The organism is Sporomusa rhizae, from assembly GCF_041428845.1.
Lineage (GTDB): Bacteria > Bacillota > Negativicutes > Sporomusales > Sporomusaceae > Sporomusa > Sporomusa rhizae.
Genome location: NZ_CP156925.1, coordinates 625,046 through 642,141 on the forward strand (window position 1 = coordinate 625,046; position 17,096 = coordinate 642,141).

The window sequence follows — 17,096 nt, forward strand, 5'->3', positions numbered from 1 at the left end:
AGGAATAGGAGTGGTAATATGTCTGGTGCATTAAATGGAATTCGCGTGCTTGATACTTCTACGGTAATTGCAGGACCTTTTGGAGCTGCTATGCTTGGTGATTTTGGAGCAGACGTTATAAAGGTGGAAATGCCTGGAATCGGAGATTCCGGACGTAATATGGGGCCCTTACATCAGGGGAAATCCTTGCGTTGGGCGACTTTTGCCAGAAATAAGAAAAGTATTACGCTTGATCTTCGAAAAGAAGAAGGGAAAAATCTATTCCTTAAGCTTGTGGAAAAGAGCGATATAATTTTTGAAAACTTCAGGACAGGGACCTTTGATAAATGGGGGCTAGACTATGAAACGCTAAAAAAAGCGAATCCTAAGATCATAGTTATCCGCATTACCGGTTATGGACAGACAGGCCCAAATGCCCACTTGGCTGGTTTTGGCACACCCGCTACCGCATTTTCCGGTTTGACTTATATGACCGGATATCCTGACAGGGCACCGGTAAATCCGCCTATTTCCCTCTGCGACTACCTTGCAGGGCTTTATAGTGCCTTTGCTGCTATGGTTTGCGTATATCACCGGGATGTTAAGAATGGAAACGGTCAGGAAGTGGACTTGAGTCTGTATGAAGGTATTTTCCGTATGCTGGAAGGCGCCATTGCCAATTATGCCGTAGCCGGTAAAATCACCGAAAGAAGACCAAGCATTAGTGGATCGGCCAGTCCGTCCGGTACTTTTAAAACCAAAGATGGCAAGTGGGTTGTATTGGTATGCAGTACCGACCGGACCTTTGAATATTTTGCTAAAGGGATTGGCAGAAGTGATCTTCTGGAAGATGACCGCTTTAACACCAATGGTGCCCGCGTTAAAAATAACGATCTAGTTGAAAAGCTTGTCATCGATTGGATGAGCAAGCATGATTATAAAGAAATAAAATCAACTTTGGATGAAGCGGGAGCACCAGTCAGTCTTGTTTACAGTATGGAAGATATTTTTGAAGATCCTCACTATGCAGCCCGCGAAAATATTATTGAAATTGACCATCCTGATTTTGGCAAGATCAAAATGCCTGGTATTGTTCCGAAGCTTAGTGAAACTCCGGGAGAAATTAAATGGATTGGACCTAAGATGGGAGCACATAATCAAGAAATCTACCAGGAATTGTTGGGCGTTAATGACGCGGAACTTGATACTTTGAAGGAAAAAGGGATTATTTAAAGCTTGCCGGCAGTTCGCAAGCAAAAGAAAGTTATAACTAAAGGACGGGATTGGTATGGTAAACGGAGCCTTAGTATGGCCGGATAAAGTTACTATTTGCGAAGTTGGTCTGCGTGATGGTTTGCAGAATGAAAAAAGAATATTTAGTGTAGAAGAAAAATTACAGCTTCTCAACGCTGTTGTCGGGTCAGGCGTAAAAATTATCGAAGTTGGTTCTTTTGTTCATCCGAAAGCAGTACCTGCAATGGCCGATACGGATAAACTGGTACAGGCGATGGAAAAAGTGGGTGGAGTTGAATACCGGGTTTTAGTACCGAATCTCAAAGGTGTCGAACGCGCTCATGCTTCAGGTATTAATAAGGTGAAACTTACTGTTTCTGCCAGTGAAGCGCATTGCATCAACAATTTTAATAAGAAGCCTTTGGAAATGATGGAAAGCTTTCATGAGTGTGTCGACTTTGTTGCCAAAAACAATATGGAAGTGTCAGGCGCAATTTCCACCTCCTTTGGCTGCCCCTTTCAAGGTAAAGTGCCGGTAGCGCAGGTAAAAAATGTTGTGCGGGAATTTTTGAAACTGGGGATTACGGAACTGTCCCTGTCGGACACAACAGGGATGGCCAACCCGCGTCAGGTGTTTGAACTGGGAACCCATATGAGAAAAACATTCCCGCAGGTAAAGTGGGTTATGCATTTCCATAACACACGTGATATGGCGCTGGCGAATATTGTAGCCGGTATTCAATCTGGCATTACCACATTTGACGGAGCTTTTGCCGGTCTCGGCGGTTGTCCCTTTGCGCCTGGTGCCTCAGGCAATGTGTCTACCGAAGATGTTATTCATATGCTGCATGAAATGGGTATAGATACCGGTATTAATTTGGAAAAAGCCATGGCTACTGCCCGCCTTGCTGAGCAATTGGCAGGGCATCAGGCCAGCAGTGCTGTTCTCAAAGCCGGGCGCTGCGAAGATTTAACCAAACAGCATGTTAGCCGCCAAAATAATAAATAGGCAGGTAAGGAGGAATTTTTTATGAAAGTAGATATGCTCATAAAAAATGGACGCGTTGTAGATCCTTATCAGAATTTAGACAGAATCCAGGATGTGTTGGTCTTGAACGGAAAAATCATACCCTCGCCAGCCGGTGAAGTGGTTGAGGCCGCTCAGGAAATTGATGCTGCAGGGTGTATTGTTACTCCTGGTCTGATTGACTTTCACAATCATATTTTTGGCGGTGGCTCTGATCTCTGCATATCTGCTGATGCGGCTCTTTTGCCTTCAGGTGTAACTGCAGGCGTTGACGCTGGAAGTGCAGGAAGTGCAAATTACGAGCTGTTTCTGGCAAATATGCTTATGCAGAAAATCCGCTTTAAGAGTTTTCTCCATGTTTGTCCTACCGGTTTAGGTACTACGCAATTTCACGAGGTCCTAAAACCGGAAGCCTGGGACAAGCACAAAATAATTGCTTTGTTCGAAAAATATAAAGACTTTTTAATCGGCCTTAAGATTCGCACCAGTAAATCTATAGTAGGCAGTTTGGGGCTTGGACCGGTACAAAAAACGATTGAAATTGCTAATGAAATAGGCTGTCCGGTATGTGTGCATACCACGGAGGGGCCAACGCCGGTCGAAGACTTATTAGCGATGCTGCGTCCGGGAGATATATTCTGTCATGTATTCCATGGTACGGGAGAAACCGTGCTTAAAGACGGCAAACTCAAGGAAGCTGTCAAAGAAGCACGGGAACGAGGTATAATCTTCGACGCCGCTAACGGCTCTAACCATTTTGCTTTTGCCACGGCGGAGGCTGCTTTAGCCGAAGGTTTTTTCCCGGATGTTATCAGTACAGACCTGACAGTAAAAACCCTGTTTAAACCACCTGTTTACAGTCTACCGTATACTCTTGCTAAATATCTGGCATTGGGATGTAGTCTTAGCGACGTAATTTCTGCGGCTACTCATGTTCCTGCGCGTCTTATGGGGATGGAAGGTAAAATCGGTACACTTGCATATGGCGCCTATGCGGATATCGCTATATTTAAATTGGCAGAGCAAAAAGTAACTTTCATTGACACGTTCAAACAAACCAGACAAGGGGACAAAATGCTGTTACCGCAGATGACAGTAGTAAATGGTCAGATCCTATTTCGCCAACTTGATTTTTTGTAATAGAATATGAGCCATAAATTTTGTAAAGCGGCAAGACCTTAATAAAGGGAAGCCGCTTTACAGAAAAGGCATTAAACTTTTCCTTCATTCATCCCCCTAAACGGCTGATCGGTAGATTGGCTTCCCGTTTAAAAATAAAATCTTGGAGGATGCAATATGCAAGCTGACAAAACAAACTATGGGGCCATTGTAAAATGGGCTATACTGGCAGTCATTGTTTTCGCTATAAGTCAAATACCTGCACCAACGGGACTCAAACAAGACACTATGGTTATCTTAGGTATCTATATCGCATCCATTGCAGGACTCATTATTCGTCCTGCCGGGGAGTCGGTAGTGTTGATTGTTGTCGCAGGGTTAGGCAGTTTGTTTACCAAACCGGCAAACGTGTTGAATGGTTTCTCTACAACGACAGTTTGGTTAGTTTTTATCGCATTTTTGATTAGTATGGCCTTTGTAAAAACTGGAATTGGTACTCGGATATCTTACTATCTAATTGGTAAATTTGGTCAGACCACCTTGGGATTGGGATATGTCATGGCTATTGTGGACTTAATCATAAGTCCGGCTACGCCGTCGAATACGGCAAGATCTGGCGGTATTGTATATCCGGTGTTTAGAAGTATCACTACTACTTTGGGCAGCGAACCCGGTCCGACAGGAAGGAAGATAGGATCTTATTTTACAATGCTGCAGGGGCTAGTGAGTTTTACTACCGCGGGATTATTTATAACAGCGTGTTCACCAAACTTGGTAACGCTTGATTTTGCAAAAAAAATTCTTGGAGCGAACATTACCTGGGCCGGCTGGGCTATGGCGATGGCAATACCAGGGCTTATTGTTTTATTTACGATTCCATTATTGCTGTATAAGATTTATCCGCCAGAGTTGAAAGTCATTCCAAATGCGAAAGAAATTGCCGCGCAAGGGTTACAAAAGTTAGGGCCTATGAAAAAAACTGAAAAAATATTGATTATGCTGTTTGTGCTGGCAATTGGTGGCTGGGCCTTAGGTGATATTCTAAAGATAGACGCTACTTGTGTGGCATTGGCCTTTCTGGCGCTAGCCTTATTATTTAAATTATTTACCATTGAAGACGTGCTGGAAAATAAAAGTGCCTGGAATACACTATTGTGGTTCGGATTTATTGTTGGCTTGTCCGCTTCGCTTGCCAATGAAAAATTCTTCGTATGGTTAGCAAAGTTTGTACAAGGTTATTTAGCTTTAGATACCATGGGTATGGTATCTGTGCTGACCATAATTGTTGGCGTCTGCGTGATAACAAGATATTTATTTGCATCAATGGGGGCGTTCGTTACCGCTTTTGTGCCGGTCGCTTTTACCATTGGCATAGCGGCAAAGCTGCCACCGGCTGTAATTACGTATATGGTAGCGGCTTGTACGGCTTATGGTTGTGCATTAACACATTACGGCGGTGCTTTGGGACCGGTTTTGTATGGTACCGGCTTTGTACAACAATCCACCTGGTGGAAAATCGGTGGTATATATGCGGTATATAATGTGCTGATTTATTTTTTAATTGGATTACCGTATTGGAAACTAATCGGCTTGTGGTAAGGCGGACTTAGTAGTAAATATCGATGGAAATCAGTGTCTGTTTCCGCGGGCACTGATTTTTATATAAAATGCTAGCAAATAAGAATGAGGTGAAATAATTAATGAGTTTGAAAGTACACATCAATCGTTGCAAAGGTTGCGGTATTTGTGTGGAGTTTTGCCCCAAGAAAGTGTTGAGTGTTAACCAGCTTGAGAAGGTAGAAGTTGTTAATGAAAAAGACTGTATTTTGTGCCGCCAGTGTGAAATGCGCTGCCCGGACTTTGCGATTTTTGTAAAAAAGTAAAAAGGAGTTGAATAGAGTGTCAAAAGTTAGTCTTATGCAAGGCAATCAGGCAGTGGCAGAAGGCGCTATTGCCGCTGGTGTAAAGTTTTTTGGCGGTTATCCGATTACACCTTCTACAGAAGTTGCCGAATCATTAGCCAAAATGCTGCCGGCTGTCGGCGGTAAGTTTATTCAAATGGAAGATGAAATTGCCGGTATCGGTGTTATCATAGGGGCGGCTCTCACCGGAAAAAAAGTGTTGACGGCGACAAGCGGTCCGGGGTTTTCACTGAAACAAGAACTTCTCGGTTATGCCTGTATCGCTGAAATCCCTATGGTTATTGTCAATGTACAACGGGTGGGTCCTTCGACCGGACAACCTACGTCACCGGCACAAGGCGATGTTATGCAGGCCCGCTGGGGTACTCATGGTGATCATCCGATGATTGCCCTTACGCCCGGCAGTGTTCCGGAATGCTTTGATTTAACCATTAAAGCTTATGAACTATCGGAAAAATATCGTACTCCCGTTATTTTATTGCTCGACGAAGTCATTGGCCATATGCGGGAAAAAATAGAGCTTCCCGATTCCTACGACGAGATTGTAAAACCAGAGCGTAAATTGCCGAAGGTAAGTCCGGAAGAGTACAAAGCCTATAAACCGGATGAGGATTTGGTACCGGCAATGGCTCCCTTTGGTACCGGCTATCGCTGGCATGTAACGGGATTAGTGCATGATGAATATGGGTTCCCTGACGGTTCACCCTCTGCCACCAAAGAATGCCTTGATCGATTGCATGCCAAAGTAAACAATAATCTTGATGATATTGTTCTTTATGAAAACTATTGTATGGACGATGCCGAGATTGCGGTGATCGCATACGGCGGTACCGCACGGACTGCCTATGCTGCTGTCAATGCCGCCCGGGCAAAAGGCATAAAAGTAGGTCTCTTCCGCCCAATCACCATGTGGCCATTCCCGGAAAAACAGGTAAAAGAAATAGCAAGTCAAGTAAAAAATATACTGGTTGCCGAAATGAATTTCGGACAATATGTTCTGGAAGTAGAACGTGCAGTTGCCGGAAAAGTTCCGGTAACATTGCATGCAAAATATAACAATGAAGCAATTACACCCGATGAACTTTTAGAGGCTATTGAAAATTTGAAATAAGGGACAGTGAGGAGGATTCTAGATGGAAATGGAACAAATAATTGATAAATATTTTCGAGCCGGCCGACTGCCCCATATTTGGTGCCCAGGCTGCGGCAACGGGATTGTGACCGGTGCGCTTGTAAAAGCCATTGATAAATTGTCATTGGCAAAAGATGATGTGGTAGTAGTATCCGGTATAGGCTGTTCAAGCAGAGCATCCGGTTATCTTGACTTTAATACCGTGCACTCGGCCCACGGAAGGGCGTTGCCGGTAGCAACCGGTGTTAAACTTGCCGAACCCCGCCTTAAAGTAATCGTAGTAAGTGGTGATGGCGATGCTACCGCCATTGGTGGTAATCACTTCATCCATGCTGCCAGACGCAATATCGACCTGACCGTGATCGTTTATAACAATAACATTTACGGTATGACAGGCGGACAGTATTCGCCGCTAACCCCAACTAACTCCAAAGCCACTACGGCACCATTTGGTACAGTAGACCGTCCGTTTGACATCTATGACTTAGCGAAAGGAACGGGGGCAACTTTTATTGCCCGTGCTACAACCTTCCATACGCAACTGCTGACAGACGTTATCGCCCAGGGGATAAACCATGAAGGATTCAGCGTTATCGAAGCGATCAGTGCCTGCCCGATTTCATTTGGACGTCAGAACAAGAAAGGTTCTGCGGCTAACATGATGAAACTGCAAAGAGATCATGGCGTTATGCTGGCGGCTTATGACAAATTAATCGAAGAAGAAAAGGCTGACAAATTCCCCATTGGTGTTTTGTACAAAGCCCAAGCGCCGGAATATACGGCCGAGTATGATAAGGTGGTAGCTAAAGCTCAGAAAGGAGCGAAATAACATGCAGCAATTGCGTTTATCCGGCACTGGCGGACAAGGACTAATACTAGCAGGCATTATTCTGGCGGAAGCTGCGCTATTGGATGGAAAAAATGCCATACAATCCCAATCATATGGACCGGAAGCCCGTGGCGGCTCCAGCAAATCGGAAGTACTGATCTCCAAATCAGTGATCCACTATCCGAAAATAACTGTGCCGAATGTGGTGTTGGCCATGAGTCAAGAGGCGTGTAAAAAATACACCACTGATCTTCCGGAAGAAGGCATATTAATTATCGATAATCAATTTGTAGGAACCCTGCCGGAAAAGAAGTTTAAGAAAATCTATGAACTTGCTATTACCCATACTGCACAAGAAGGATTGGGAAAAGCATTATTTGCAAATATTGTAGCATTAGGTGCAATTGCGAAGATTACAGGAGTAGTATCTATTGAATCCCTTACTAAGGCCGTGTTAAACCGGGTTCCTAAGGGAACCGAAGAACTTAACGAAAAAGCTATTAAACTGGGTATGGAATTAGTTAAGTAACCTTTGTGAGAAAAAGCGGTCGTGGTTGTTTAATAAAAAAAGATGCAGTAAAACGGGGTAATGCCTTCCACAGGCATATACCCCGTTTTTTTACGGTGTATGCTACGGATCGTGGTATAATCGTAAATATGATCGGTGCGGACACGTTGCGTATGGTTTATACAAGCGATGTAAAAGAGGGGACAATAATTTGGTTCAATATATATTTCAACATTTAATCATGATATTGACTGTCGTATTAGGTTGTATTTTTCTACTTTCGAAAGCACAAAGTTTTCGTAATCTGATACTGAAAAGGAGTCTATCGTTTCGGGAGAAAATAGCATACGCCATTTTCTTTGGGATAGTTGGTATTTTAGGAACCCATACTGGTATACAAACAACATATGCGATTGCAAATACGCGATCGGTTGCTGTAATTACCGCGGGTTTGGTAGGAGGGCCCTGGGTTGGTCTTGGTGCCGGTTTTATTGCTGGGCTGGAACGGTACTTTCTGGGAGGAATTACTGTATTGTCTAGCTCCGGTTCGACTATTCTGCAAGGTATTTTGGCAGGACTTTATTATTCACACTTTAATACATTTAATATACGTTGGCCATATGCATTGCTAGTTGGCTTTATCTTGGAAGTTGTACACATGATAGTTTTGCTCTTATTTTCAGAGCCCTATAGCCAGGCTTGGGTGATGGTACAGGACATCAGTCCGTCCATGCTATTGATTAACCCCCTGGGCATCGCCATGTTTATAGCAATACTAGACAGTATCTATGAAGAAAAGGAAAAGGTCGAAGGGAAGGCAGCGCAACTGGCTTTGCAAATCGCCGGAAAGACGTTAAATTATCTTAGAAAAGGGCTAAACGAAAAAAATGCGTATCAAACAGCGGCTACGATTTTTCAATCGGTAGGTAATCTAGATGCAGTAGTCATAACCTCCTTGGATAATGTATTGGCGTTTGTAGGAACCGGGGCCGATCATCACAAAGGGGTTATCCAAACGTCAAGTACGATGAAAGTACTTACTGCCGGTAATTATGTTCTAGCGAGAAGCAAAAAGGAGATCGGCTGTAAAGATCCGGATTGTCCGCTGCAGTCTAAAATTGTCGTAGCGCTAAAAGATCAGGATGCTATTATTGGTTCACTCGGGTTTTACAAATTGAAGCCAGACAGTATAACACCTTTTGAGATTGAATTGATAAAAGGCTTGTCTCAGTTAATTTCTACGCAATTGGAAGTAAGTAAAGTTGAGAAGTATTCGGCATTACGGGCTGCAGCAGAAATAAAGGCGCTGCAGGCTCAGATTAATCCTCACTTTCTCTTTAATGCCATAAACACGATTGTGTATTATTGCCGGAGTCAGCCTGAAACGGCTCGCGGCTTACTGCTGAACTTGGCTGACTTTTACCGCAATAACTTGTCACAAGCTGGTGAATGGGTGGATCTCAAGACCGAGCTTCACCATGTTGATGCTTATGTGCAGATTGAATCAGCCCGGTTTCAGGGAAAACTACAGGTTAATTATGAGTTTCCGGAACCGTATTATAAAAAGCTTCCAGCACTTATATTACAGCCGATCGTCGAAAATGCGATTAAACACGGGCTGTATCCTAAAAAAACAGGGGGAAGTATAATTATCTCCGGGCGCACTGTTGCAGGGTTTTATATAATAACTATTGCTGATAATGGCGTGGGTATTCCTGAAGATAAATTGAAGGTGTTATTAGACGAGAATCCGGTGCATAGAGAAGCCGGAACGCGAATTGGACTTCTAAATGTGCATCAACGGTTACAAACCATGTATGGTTCGGAATATGGACTGAAAATAACGAGTGAATTAGGAAAAGGTACCAGTGTATCTCTTGCCTTCCCGGTATAAAGGAGGATCTGTGATGAAACTAACGGCTATTATTGTGGATGATGAATTTCCAGCCCGGGCGGAATTGAAGTCAATACTTGAAGAAATTGGTGATATTGATATTATTGGGGAATGCGAAGATGGCGACGAAGTTATGGAAATGATTAATGCCCGACGTCCGGATGTAGTATTTTTGGATATCCAAATGCGTAACAAGGATGGCCTGGCAGCTGCCGGCGAAATTATGGAATTGACATACTCGCCCAATGTTGTATTTACCACAGGCTTTAACCATTTTGCCGCTCAGGCATTTGAACTGAATGCGGTTGACTATATACTTAAACCGTATTCTTATGAGCGGGTGGCTAAGAGCGTATCTAGACTAATCCGGACCAAAGCACAACAGCCAATCCAGCCATCAATACCGGAGTCAAATAAAGCCGCCCGGACGCTATCTCCGAATCTATGCGTTTGGTCTAAGGATCGTATGATAATTTTGCGTCCGTCGGAGATATTTTTTGCTAAAGCGGATGAAAACCGACAAACTTTACTACAGACAGAACAAGGAGCCATGTTTACCAAATTAGCCCTCAAGGACTTAGAAAACATGCTTACTGATCAGGGGTTTTTGCGAACTCATAAAAGCTATCTCGTCAATTTAAATAAAGTACGGGAAGTGATTCCGTGGTTTAATAATACCTATGTATTAGTGTTGGAAAATTGTCGGGAGACCAATATACCGGTTGCTCGTCATTATATAAAAGAGTTCAATCGAATTATGGGAATTGCATAATGAATCTTAGGAACAAAAACAGGGCTGTTATGCCCTGTTTTTGTTATGTCATGCAAAATTTAATCTAAATTGTCGAATATTCATTACAATAGAAGCGAGGTGTCAATGATAGCTAGGAGGGATAGCAATGAAATCGTTAGAGAATGTTGTAGTGCTCGATTTAACCAGGGTACTAGCCGGCCCTTATGCATCTATGATGTTTGCGGATTTTGGCGCAAATGTTATTAAGATTGAAGCCCCGAAAGGCGGGGACGATTCCCGTGCTTTTGGTCCGTTTGTTGGCAAAGAGAGCGCTTATTTTATGAGTCTGAACCGGGGTAAACGTTCTATGACTCTGAATCTTAAGGAAGCCAAGGCCAAGGAGATATTCAAGGAAATGGTCAAGAAGGCTGACGTCGTGCTTGAAAACTATCGCCCTGGTACTATGGAAAAGCTTGGTTTGGGATATGACGTACTTAAAGAAATCAATCCCAAGATTATTTACACAGCCTGTTCAGGCTTCGGTCATACAGGACCCTATAGCTCCAAACCGGCCTATGATGTAATTGTTCAGGGGATGGGCGGCATCATGAGTATCACTGGCCAGGAAGGTGGCGAGCCGACCCGGGTTGGTGCCTCTGTCGGCGATGTTACCGCAGGTTTGTTTGCTGTCATTGGTACACTGACGGCTTTATATACCAGGGAAGTAACTGAGATTGGTCAAAAAGTGGATGTTGCCATGTTAGACTGCCAGGTGGCTATTCTGGAAAACGCCATTGCGCGGTATGTGACCTCAGGTGTGGCGCCCCAGCCGATCGGCAATCGCCATCCTTCAATTACTCCGTTTGAAGCGTTTAAAGCGAAAGATGGATACATTATTATCGCTGTTGGCAATGACCGGCTGTGGAGCGATTTTTGCAATTTGATTAACAGACCGGACCTGATTCAGGATGAACGTTTTGTAACAAATCCGAAACGCACAGAAAACCAAAAAGCGTTGAAGGCTATTCTCGATACAGTCTTCCCTGAAAAAGCAGTAGATGAATGGATTGCAGCTCTTGACAACGCGGGTATTCCTTGTGGACCTATCAATACAATAGATCGAGTAATGAACAACGAGCAAATTATCGCGCGTGACATGATTGTGGAAACCGATCATCCAACCGCAGGTAAGGTTAAAATGGCGGGAGTTCCGATTAAAATGTCCGAAACCCCTGGAACTATCGAACGGCCGGCTCCGCTATTAGGGCAGCATACGGAAGAGATTCTGTCAGAAGTATTAGGAATTTCCAGCGAAGAAGTTGCTCAGCTTAAGGCTCAGAATGTGTTATAGGTTGATTCATCGACTCTATAAATCATAAAACATATTTATGGATTCCCTACTTTTCGTGGTGAATTTTCGTCACGAAAGGCAGGGAGTCGCATTAGTGAGGTGCACAATGGGAACTGTTCAGGAAAAAAACCAAGAGCTTTTGCAAAAACAACAAAAAATTAGGCTTGGTGGTGGCGCCCAAAGAATTGAGAAGCAACATAAAAGTGGTAAGTTAACTGCGCGGGAGCGGATCGAAAAATTGCTTGATCCTGGTTCGTTTACAGAATTAGACCAGTTTGTTAAACATCGCTGTGTTAATTTCGGCATGGAAAAAGAAGCGGCTCCCGGTGAAGGTGTTGTTACCGGTTACGGAACCGTTAACGGCCGATTAGTCTATGTATTTGCCCAAGATTTTACGGTCGTAGGTGGATCTTTGGGAGAAATGCATGCGGCAAAAATTACAAAAGTACAAGATTTAGCTCTGAAAATGGGCGCTCCTATTATTGGACTTAATGATTCCGGCGGTGCCCGTATTCAGGAAGGCATTGATGCATTATCCGGATTTGGGGATATTTTTTATAGAAATACATTAGCTTCAGGAGTTATTCCTCAGATTTCCGTTATTATGGGACCATGTGCCGGTGGCGCCGTATATTCCCCTGCCATTACAGATTTTGTGTATATGGTGAAAAACACAAGCCAAATGTTTATTACTGGTCCTGCGGTTATTAAATCTGTTACGGCAGAAGAGGTAACGGCCGAGGATTTGGGTGGTGCCATGACTCATAGTTCTGTGTCGGGTGTTGCTCACTTTGCGGCAGAAAACGAGGATGATTGTATCAGTCAAATTCGGTATCTCTTAGATTTTCTGCCAAGTAACAATCTGGAAGAAGCTCCACTATTCGATAATGGGGACAATCCTGACAGGATGGATGATGGTTTAGCTACAGTTATACCTGATAATCCCAATATGCCTTATAACATGAAAAACGTTATAGACATGATCGTTGACAAAGGGGAGTACTACGAAGTTCAGCCTCATTTCGCGCAAAACATTATTACTGCTTTTGCTCGTTTTGATGGAAAAACAGTAGGTATTATTGCCAACCAGCCTTCTGTTATGGCAGGTTGCCTCGACATTAATGCGTCAGATAAGGCTGCCCGCTTTATTCGTTTTTGTGACGCTTTTAATATTCCACTAGTAAGTCTTGTTGATGTTCCCGGCTTTTTGCCTGGTACCAATCAGGAGCATGGCGGTATTATTCGTCATGGTGCCAAAATGCTGTATGCTTACTCGGAAGCTACCGTTCCTAAAGTGACTGTTATTACCCGCAAAGCTTATGGTGGTGCCTATATAGCCATGTGCTCACAGCATCTTGGTGCTGACCAAGTATTTGCATGGCCTACCTCTGAGATTGCAGTAATGGGACCTGCCGGTGCCGCTAAAATCATTTTCAAAAACGATCCGGACGCAAATGCAAAAACTACTCAATATGTAGAAGAGTTTGCCACTCCTTATAAGGCGGCTGAGCGAGGCTATGTAGACCAAGTTATCGACCCGAAAGAAACAAGGCCGCGTATCATCACCGCGCTCAATATGCTGGCTTCTAAACGCGAATCCCGGCCGGCGAAAAAACACGGTAACATCCCGTTATAAGTCATTGATGAAAGGAGATTTATCATGGGATTTTTTGAATCACTGTTCGGCGGTGGCAGTAAGCCTACCCCAAAGAAGAAGAAGGTCGTTGAGGAAGCTGTTTCAACGGCTCCGGCAGTTGGTTTACCGCCGGATGTGATAGCTGCTATTAGTGCTAGTATTAAGTTGGTGCTTGATGATGAATCAGATGCTGCTATTGCCGCCGCTGTAACAGCTGCGATTATGCATGACAGGCAAGGCCGGGTAACGGCTGCTAAGATTAACAGCACCAGTAATGTATGGTCAGTAACGGGTCGCCAAAAAGTAATGGATGCTCGTCTATAAGCAACATCTAGATTGGAGGAAAATAATAATGAGAAAATTTAAAGTTACTGTCAATGGCGCAACTTATGATGTGGAAGTACAAGAACAAGGCGTTGTTACCTCTGTAACTGCTGCTGCACCTGCCGCCGCTCCGGTTGCCGCCGCACCTGCACCTGCTGCCGTTACGGCTCCTAAAGCCGCTGCTCCTGCACAAGTTGCTGCCGGTGATACTCCTGTAACTGCCCCAATGCCCGGCAAAGTAAGCAAAGTAGTGGCTAAAGCCGGACAAGCAGTGAAAAAGGGGGAAGTTATCCTCATTCTGGAAGCCATGAAAATGCAAAACGAGATTGGCGCTCCGGCTGATGGAACGGTTAAGTCTATCAACGTAAACGCAGGTCAAAACGTAAAACCTGGTGAGGTTATGGCTGTTCTGGGCTAATTTCATAGCACTATCAAATTTTACGGGAAGTAGTGCGGTAAAAAAACACCACACTATTTCCCTTTTTGTAAAAAATATTATTAGGAGGTAAAAAACACACATGGAAGCATTGATTCACCAGTATCCTTGGCTTGACGAACTTCTCATGGGCTTCCTTGGTCTTTCCTGGAAGCATGTGGTTATGTGGGGTATCGGCGCTTTGCTGATTTATCTTGCAGTAAAACATGACTATGAACCGGCACTTCTTCTCCCTATTGGTTTTGGCGCAGTTCTGGCCAATATTCCTCACTCCTCAGCGGTATCGACCGTCCCCGGTGAGGAAGGATTCCTAATTGTTCTCTATAACGCAGGTATTGCCAACGAGCTGTTCCCTGTACTTATCTTTGTTGCGATTGGTGCGATGTGCGATTTTGCGCCGCTGATTCGCCGTCCGTCGGTAATGTTATTCGCTGCTGCTGCTCAGTTTGGTATTTTTGCTACCGCTATCGGTGCAACTCTGGTAGGGTTCTCTTTTGAACATGCCGCTTCCATTGGTATCATTGGTGCTGCTGATGGCCCGACGACGATTTATGTAGCTAGCCGTTTTGCTCAAGAACTGTTAGGACCTCTATCTGTTGCTGCCTATTGCTACATGTCACTGGTTCCGGTAATTCAACCGCCTGTTATTAAAGCAATTACCACGGAAAGTGAACGTAAGATTAAAATGGGCTTTGAGGGGGAAGAAGCTGTTTCCCAGACTACTAAGTTCCTTTTCCCAATCATGGTTGTGATTATTGCTGGTATCGTCGCTCCGATCTCTGTCGCTCTTATCGGCAGCTTGATGTTTGGTAACCTCTTGAAAGAAAGCGGTGTTGTTGAGAACCTCTCAAACTGCGCACAAAACGAGCTTGCCAACCTTGTTACCCTGCTGCTTGGTATCACCATCGGCGGGACTATGACCGCGGAACGTTTCCTGACGTTCGACGTACTTTTAATTATGGCTCTGGGTGCCGTAGCGTTCGTGTTTGACACGGTTGGCGGTGTACTTTTCGCCAAACTTTTAAACATGTTCAGCAAAGCTAAGATTAATCCTATGATTGGTGCTTGCGGAATTTCGGCCTTCCCAATGTCTGGCCGTGTAATCGCTAAGATGGCTCTTAAAGAAGATCCCACTAACTTCATTATTCAGCATGCTATTGGGGTAAATGTTGCCGGACAGGTAGCTTCTGTTGTGGCTGGCGGTTTAGTACTTGCCCTGATTCCGGCACTGGCGAAATAGGGGAGGTAAAATAGATGGAAAGCGCATTTTCAAAAGCAGTTACGTTAATGGCAGTAGCACTGCCGACAATGTTTGCCGTTATTGCCGTCTTTATTGCAGCTACTAAAGCTCTGCATGCCGCATTCCCTGCAATAGAAGACACAGACGAGGAAGATTAAGAATAATCCTCCTATGATTTGTAATCATCTATGTCAGTATGGTAAAAGACATTGCTGTGTTTATTAGGTATATCGCAATTGGTCAGAGGAGGAATAAAAATTGGAAATTTCGCTGGCAGCAATTATGTCAATCGTAGCCCTCTTAATTGTTGTTATAATCAGCTGCATCAATGAAGATTTGAATGTTGGGTTTCTGAGTGTCGGATTTGCAATCCTTGTTGGGGGCATTTGGGCCGATGTATCTGGCGCCAAAATTATGGCGGCTTTCCCTATCGGACTTTTTATGATTCTTGTGGGTGTTACCTTTATGTTCGGTATGGCGCAGACCAATGGCACCATGGAAAAGCTAACTGCCTATTCTGTCCGTCTCTGTAAAGGCAATACAGCCATAGTTCCCCTGATTATCTATGTTTTAACCACTTTTATTACTACGATTGGACCAGGCAATATTGCCGGTTGCGCCTTAATGGCTCCGGTGGCTATGGCGATTGCAGCCCGTGTTGGAATGCCGGCGTTCTTAATGACTTTAATTGTTGTGGGGGCCGCTAACGGTGCAGCCTTCTCGCCCTTTGCCCCCACCGGGATTATATCGAACGGAATCATTGCTAAAATGGCGCCGCAATTAGGACTTACCGATCTAAACAGCTTGGCTTGGAAAATTCATTTTAACTCCGAGCTTGCGCAAGGTTTAGTAAATATTGGCGGCTTCTTTGTTCTTGGCGGATGGGCTTGGATTAATAAACAACGGGGAACATCTGTTAATATTGATGAGCTAGCGCCTAAACCGGAACCCTTTAATCGCAATCAGATCATTACTCTGACTTCTGTAGCTATTTTGATTTTACTGGTTGTACTTCCCGGGCTGCCAGCTTTTAATGGTTTATTTTCTAAAGCAGTGCTAAATTTGCTTGCGAATGTCGGTACTGTTGCCTTTATCTTGTCTTCTGTTATGATGCTGTTAGGAGCCGGAGACAGCAAGGCAGCTGTCAAAGTAATGCCTTGGGGTGTTATTATGATGGTTTGCGGTGTGTCTGTCCTGATTGACGTAATGGACCAGTCTGGTGGTCTTAACTTCCTGGTTAAGGTAATCGGCGCCATCTCTAGCCCTGTGACTGTTAATGGTTGGTTAGGACTAATCACTGGGGTCATTTCCGCCTATTCCAGCTCTTCCGGTGTAGTTATGCCAATGTTCCTGCCCATGGTTCCAGGCTTGATCAATGAAATAGGTGGTGGCAGCCCAATTGCGATGATTACCTCCATTAACGTTGGTTCTCATCTTGTTGATACTGCTCCTCTCTCCACTATGGGTGCATTGTGCATTGCTTGTGCAGGCGACCACGAAGACAAAGCAAAACTGTTCCGGAACCTTCTCATTTGGGGCTTGTCTATGGCTGTTGTCAGTGGAATTGTCTGTTTGTTGTTCTTCGGAGTTCTTGGTCTTTAAATCATACTATAATAAGCCGGACAATATTTTTTTGTTCGGCCTTTTTTATATAAGATAATATGTGATTTAGGTTATCGGGCTCAGGGAACTCAAGGGCTAATTTCATCAATAAAGCCGTCCTTGAGTAGCAT

Annotated in this window: 17 protein-coding genes; all 17 read left to right on the plus strand. The window is 44.1% G+C overall.

Features of this window, described 5'->3' with window-relative positions; all coding sequences use genetic code 11:
- The first annotated feature begins 18 nt into the window (after nucleotides 1-18).
- The 17 genes from SRRS_RS02855 (at nucleotide 19) to SRRS_RS02935 (ending at nucleotide 16,965) form a co-directional block, all read left to right on the plus strand.
- Nucleotides 19-1,212 carry a CaiB/BaiF CoA transferase family protein gene (locus SRRS_RS02855; RefSeq protein WP_371366048.1) on the plus strand — a complete coding sequence of 398 codons (1,194 nt, stop codon included), beginning with the start codon at nucleotides 19-21 and terminating at the stop codon, nucleotides 1,210-1,212.
- A 55-nt stretch (nucleotides 1,213-1,267) separates the two neighbouring features.
- On the plus strand, nucleotides 1,268-2,221 hold the full coding sequence (locus SRRS_RS02860) for a hydroxymethylglutaryl-CoA lyase (RefSeq protein ID WP_371366050.1): 954 nt from the start codon (nucleotides 1,268-1,270) through the stop codon (nucleotides 2,219-2,221).
- A 21-nt stretch (nucleotides 2,222-2,242) separates the two neighbouring features.
- Entirely contained in the window at nucleotides 2,243-3,379 is a 1,137-nt protein-coding gene (locus tag SRRS_RS02865; RefSeq protein WP_371366052.1) for a metallo-dependent hydrolase, read from the plus strand.
- A 156-nt stretch (nucleotides 3,380-3,535) separates the two neighbouring features.
- Nucleotides 3,536-4,957 (plus strand): DASS family sodium-coupled anion symporter, encoded by a 1,422-nt coding sequence (locus SRRS_RS02870; protein ID WP_371366053.1) that lies wholly within the window; start codon nucleotides 3,536-3,538, stop codon nucleotides 4,955-4,957.
- 101 nt (nucleotides 4,958-5,058) lie between these two features.
- Complete coding sequence (locus SRRS_RS02875) at nucleotides 5,059-5,241, plus strand: 4Fe-4S binding protein (protein ID WP_371366055.1); 183 nt, start codon at nucleotides 5,059-5,061, stop codon at nucleotides 5,239-5,241.
- 16 nt (nucleotides 5,242-5,257) lie between these two features.
- Nucleotides 5,258-6,391: a 2-oxoacid:acceptor oxidoreductase subunit alpha gene (locus tag SRRS_RS02880; RefSeq protein ID WP_371366057.1), complete on the plus strand. Its 1,134-nt coding sequence runs from the start codon at nucleotides 5,258-5,260 to the stop codon at nucleotides 6,389-6,391.
- A 28-nt stretch (nucleotides 6,392-6,419) separates the two neighbouring features.
- The gene (locus tag SRRS_RS02885; protein ID WP_371369701.1) at nucleotides 6,420-7,241 is read left to right on the plus strand and encodes a 2-oxoacid:ferredoxin oxidoreductase subunit beta; all 822 of its coding nucleotides are present in this window, start codon (nucleotides 6,420-6,422) and stop codon (nucleotides 7,239-7,241) included.
- Between the two features lies 1 nt (nucleotide 7,242).
- Complete coding sequence (locus tag SRRS_RS02890) at nucleotides 7,243-7,770, plus strand: 2-oxoacid:acceptor oxidoreductase family protein (RefSeq protein WP_371366059.1); 528 nt, start codon at nucleotides 7,243-7,245, stop codon at nucleotides 7,768-7,770.
- Nucleotides 7,771-7,960: 190 nt separating this feature from the next.
- The gene (locus tag SRRS_RS02895; protein WP_371366061.1) at nucleotides 7,961-9,643 is read left to right on the plus strand and encodes a LytS/YhcK type 5TM receptor domain-containing protein; all 1,683 of its coding nucleotides are present in this window, start codon (nucleotides 7,961-7,963) and stop codon (nucleotides 9,641-9,643) included.
- A 13-nt stretch (nucleotides 9,644-9,656) separates the two neighbouring features.
- On the plus strand, nucleotides 9,657-10,415 hold the full coding sequence (locus tag SRRS_RS02900) for a LytR/AlgR family response regulator transcription factor (protein ID WP_371366063.1): 759 nt from the start codon (nucleotides 9,657-9,659) through the stop codon (nucleotides 10,413-10,415).
- Between the two features lie 127 nt (nucleotides 10,416-10,542).
- Nucleotides 10,543-11,727 (plus strand): CaiB/BaiF CoA transferase family protein, encoded by a 1,185-nt coding sequence (locus SRRS_RS02905; RefSeq protein WP_371366065.1) that lies wholly within the window; start codon nucleotides 10,543-10,545, stop codon nucleotides 11,725-11,727.
- Nucleotides 11,728-11,833: 106 nt separating this feature from the next.
- Complete coding sequence (locus SRRS_RS02910; protein WP_371366067.1) at nucleotides 11,834-13,363, plus strand: acyl-CoA carboxylase subunit beta; 1,530 nt, start codon at nucleotides 11,834-11,836, stop codon at nucleotides 13,361-13,363.
- A gap of 24 nt (nucleotides 13,364-13,387) precedes the next feature.
- Entirely contained in the window at nucleotides 13,388-13,687 is a 300-nt protein-coding gene (locus SRRS_RS02915; RefSeq protein ID WP_371366069.1) for a hypothetical protein, read from the plus strand.
- Nucleotides 13,688-13,715: 28 nt separating this feature from the next.
- Complete coding sequence (locus tag SRRS_RS02920; RefSeq protein WP_371366071.1) at nucleotides 13,716-14,105, plus strand: biotin/lipoyl-containing protein; 390 nt, start codon at nucleotides 13,716-13,718, stop codon at nucleotides 14,103-14,105.
- A gap of 100 nt (nucleotides 14,106-14,205) precedes the next feature.
- A complete protein-coding gene (locus SRRS_RS02925; protein WP_371366072.1) occupies nucleotides 14,206-15,363 on the plus strand; it encodes a sodium ion-translocating decarboxylase subunit beta in 1,158 nt (385 codons plus the stop codon).
- Between the two features lie 14 nt (nucleotides 15,364-15,377).
- Nucleotides 15,378-15,521 carry a hypothetical protein gene (locus tag SRRS_RS02930; RefSeq protein WP_371366074.1) on the plus strand — a complete coding sequence of 48 codons (144 nt, stop codon included), beginning with the start codon at nucleotides 15,378-15,380 and terminating at the stop codon, nucleotides 15,519-15,521.
- 100 nt (nucleotides 15,522-15,621) lie between these two features.
- Nucleotides 15,622-16,965, plus strand: coding sequence for an SLC13 family permease (locus SRRS_RS02935; RefSeq protein WP_371366076.1), 1,344 nt, complete (start codon nucleotides 15,622-15,624; stop codon nucleotides 16,963-16,965).
- Nucleotides 16,966-17,096 lie beyond the last annotated feature (131 nt).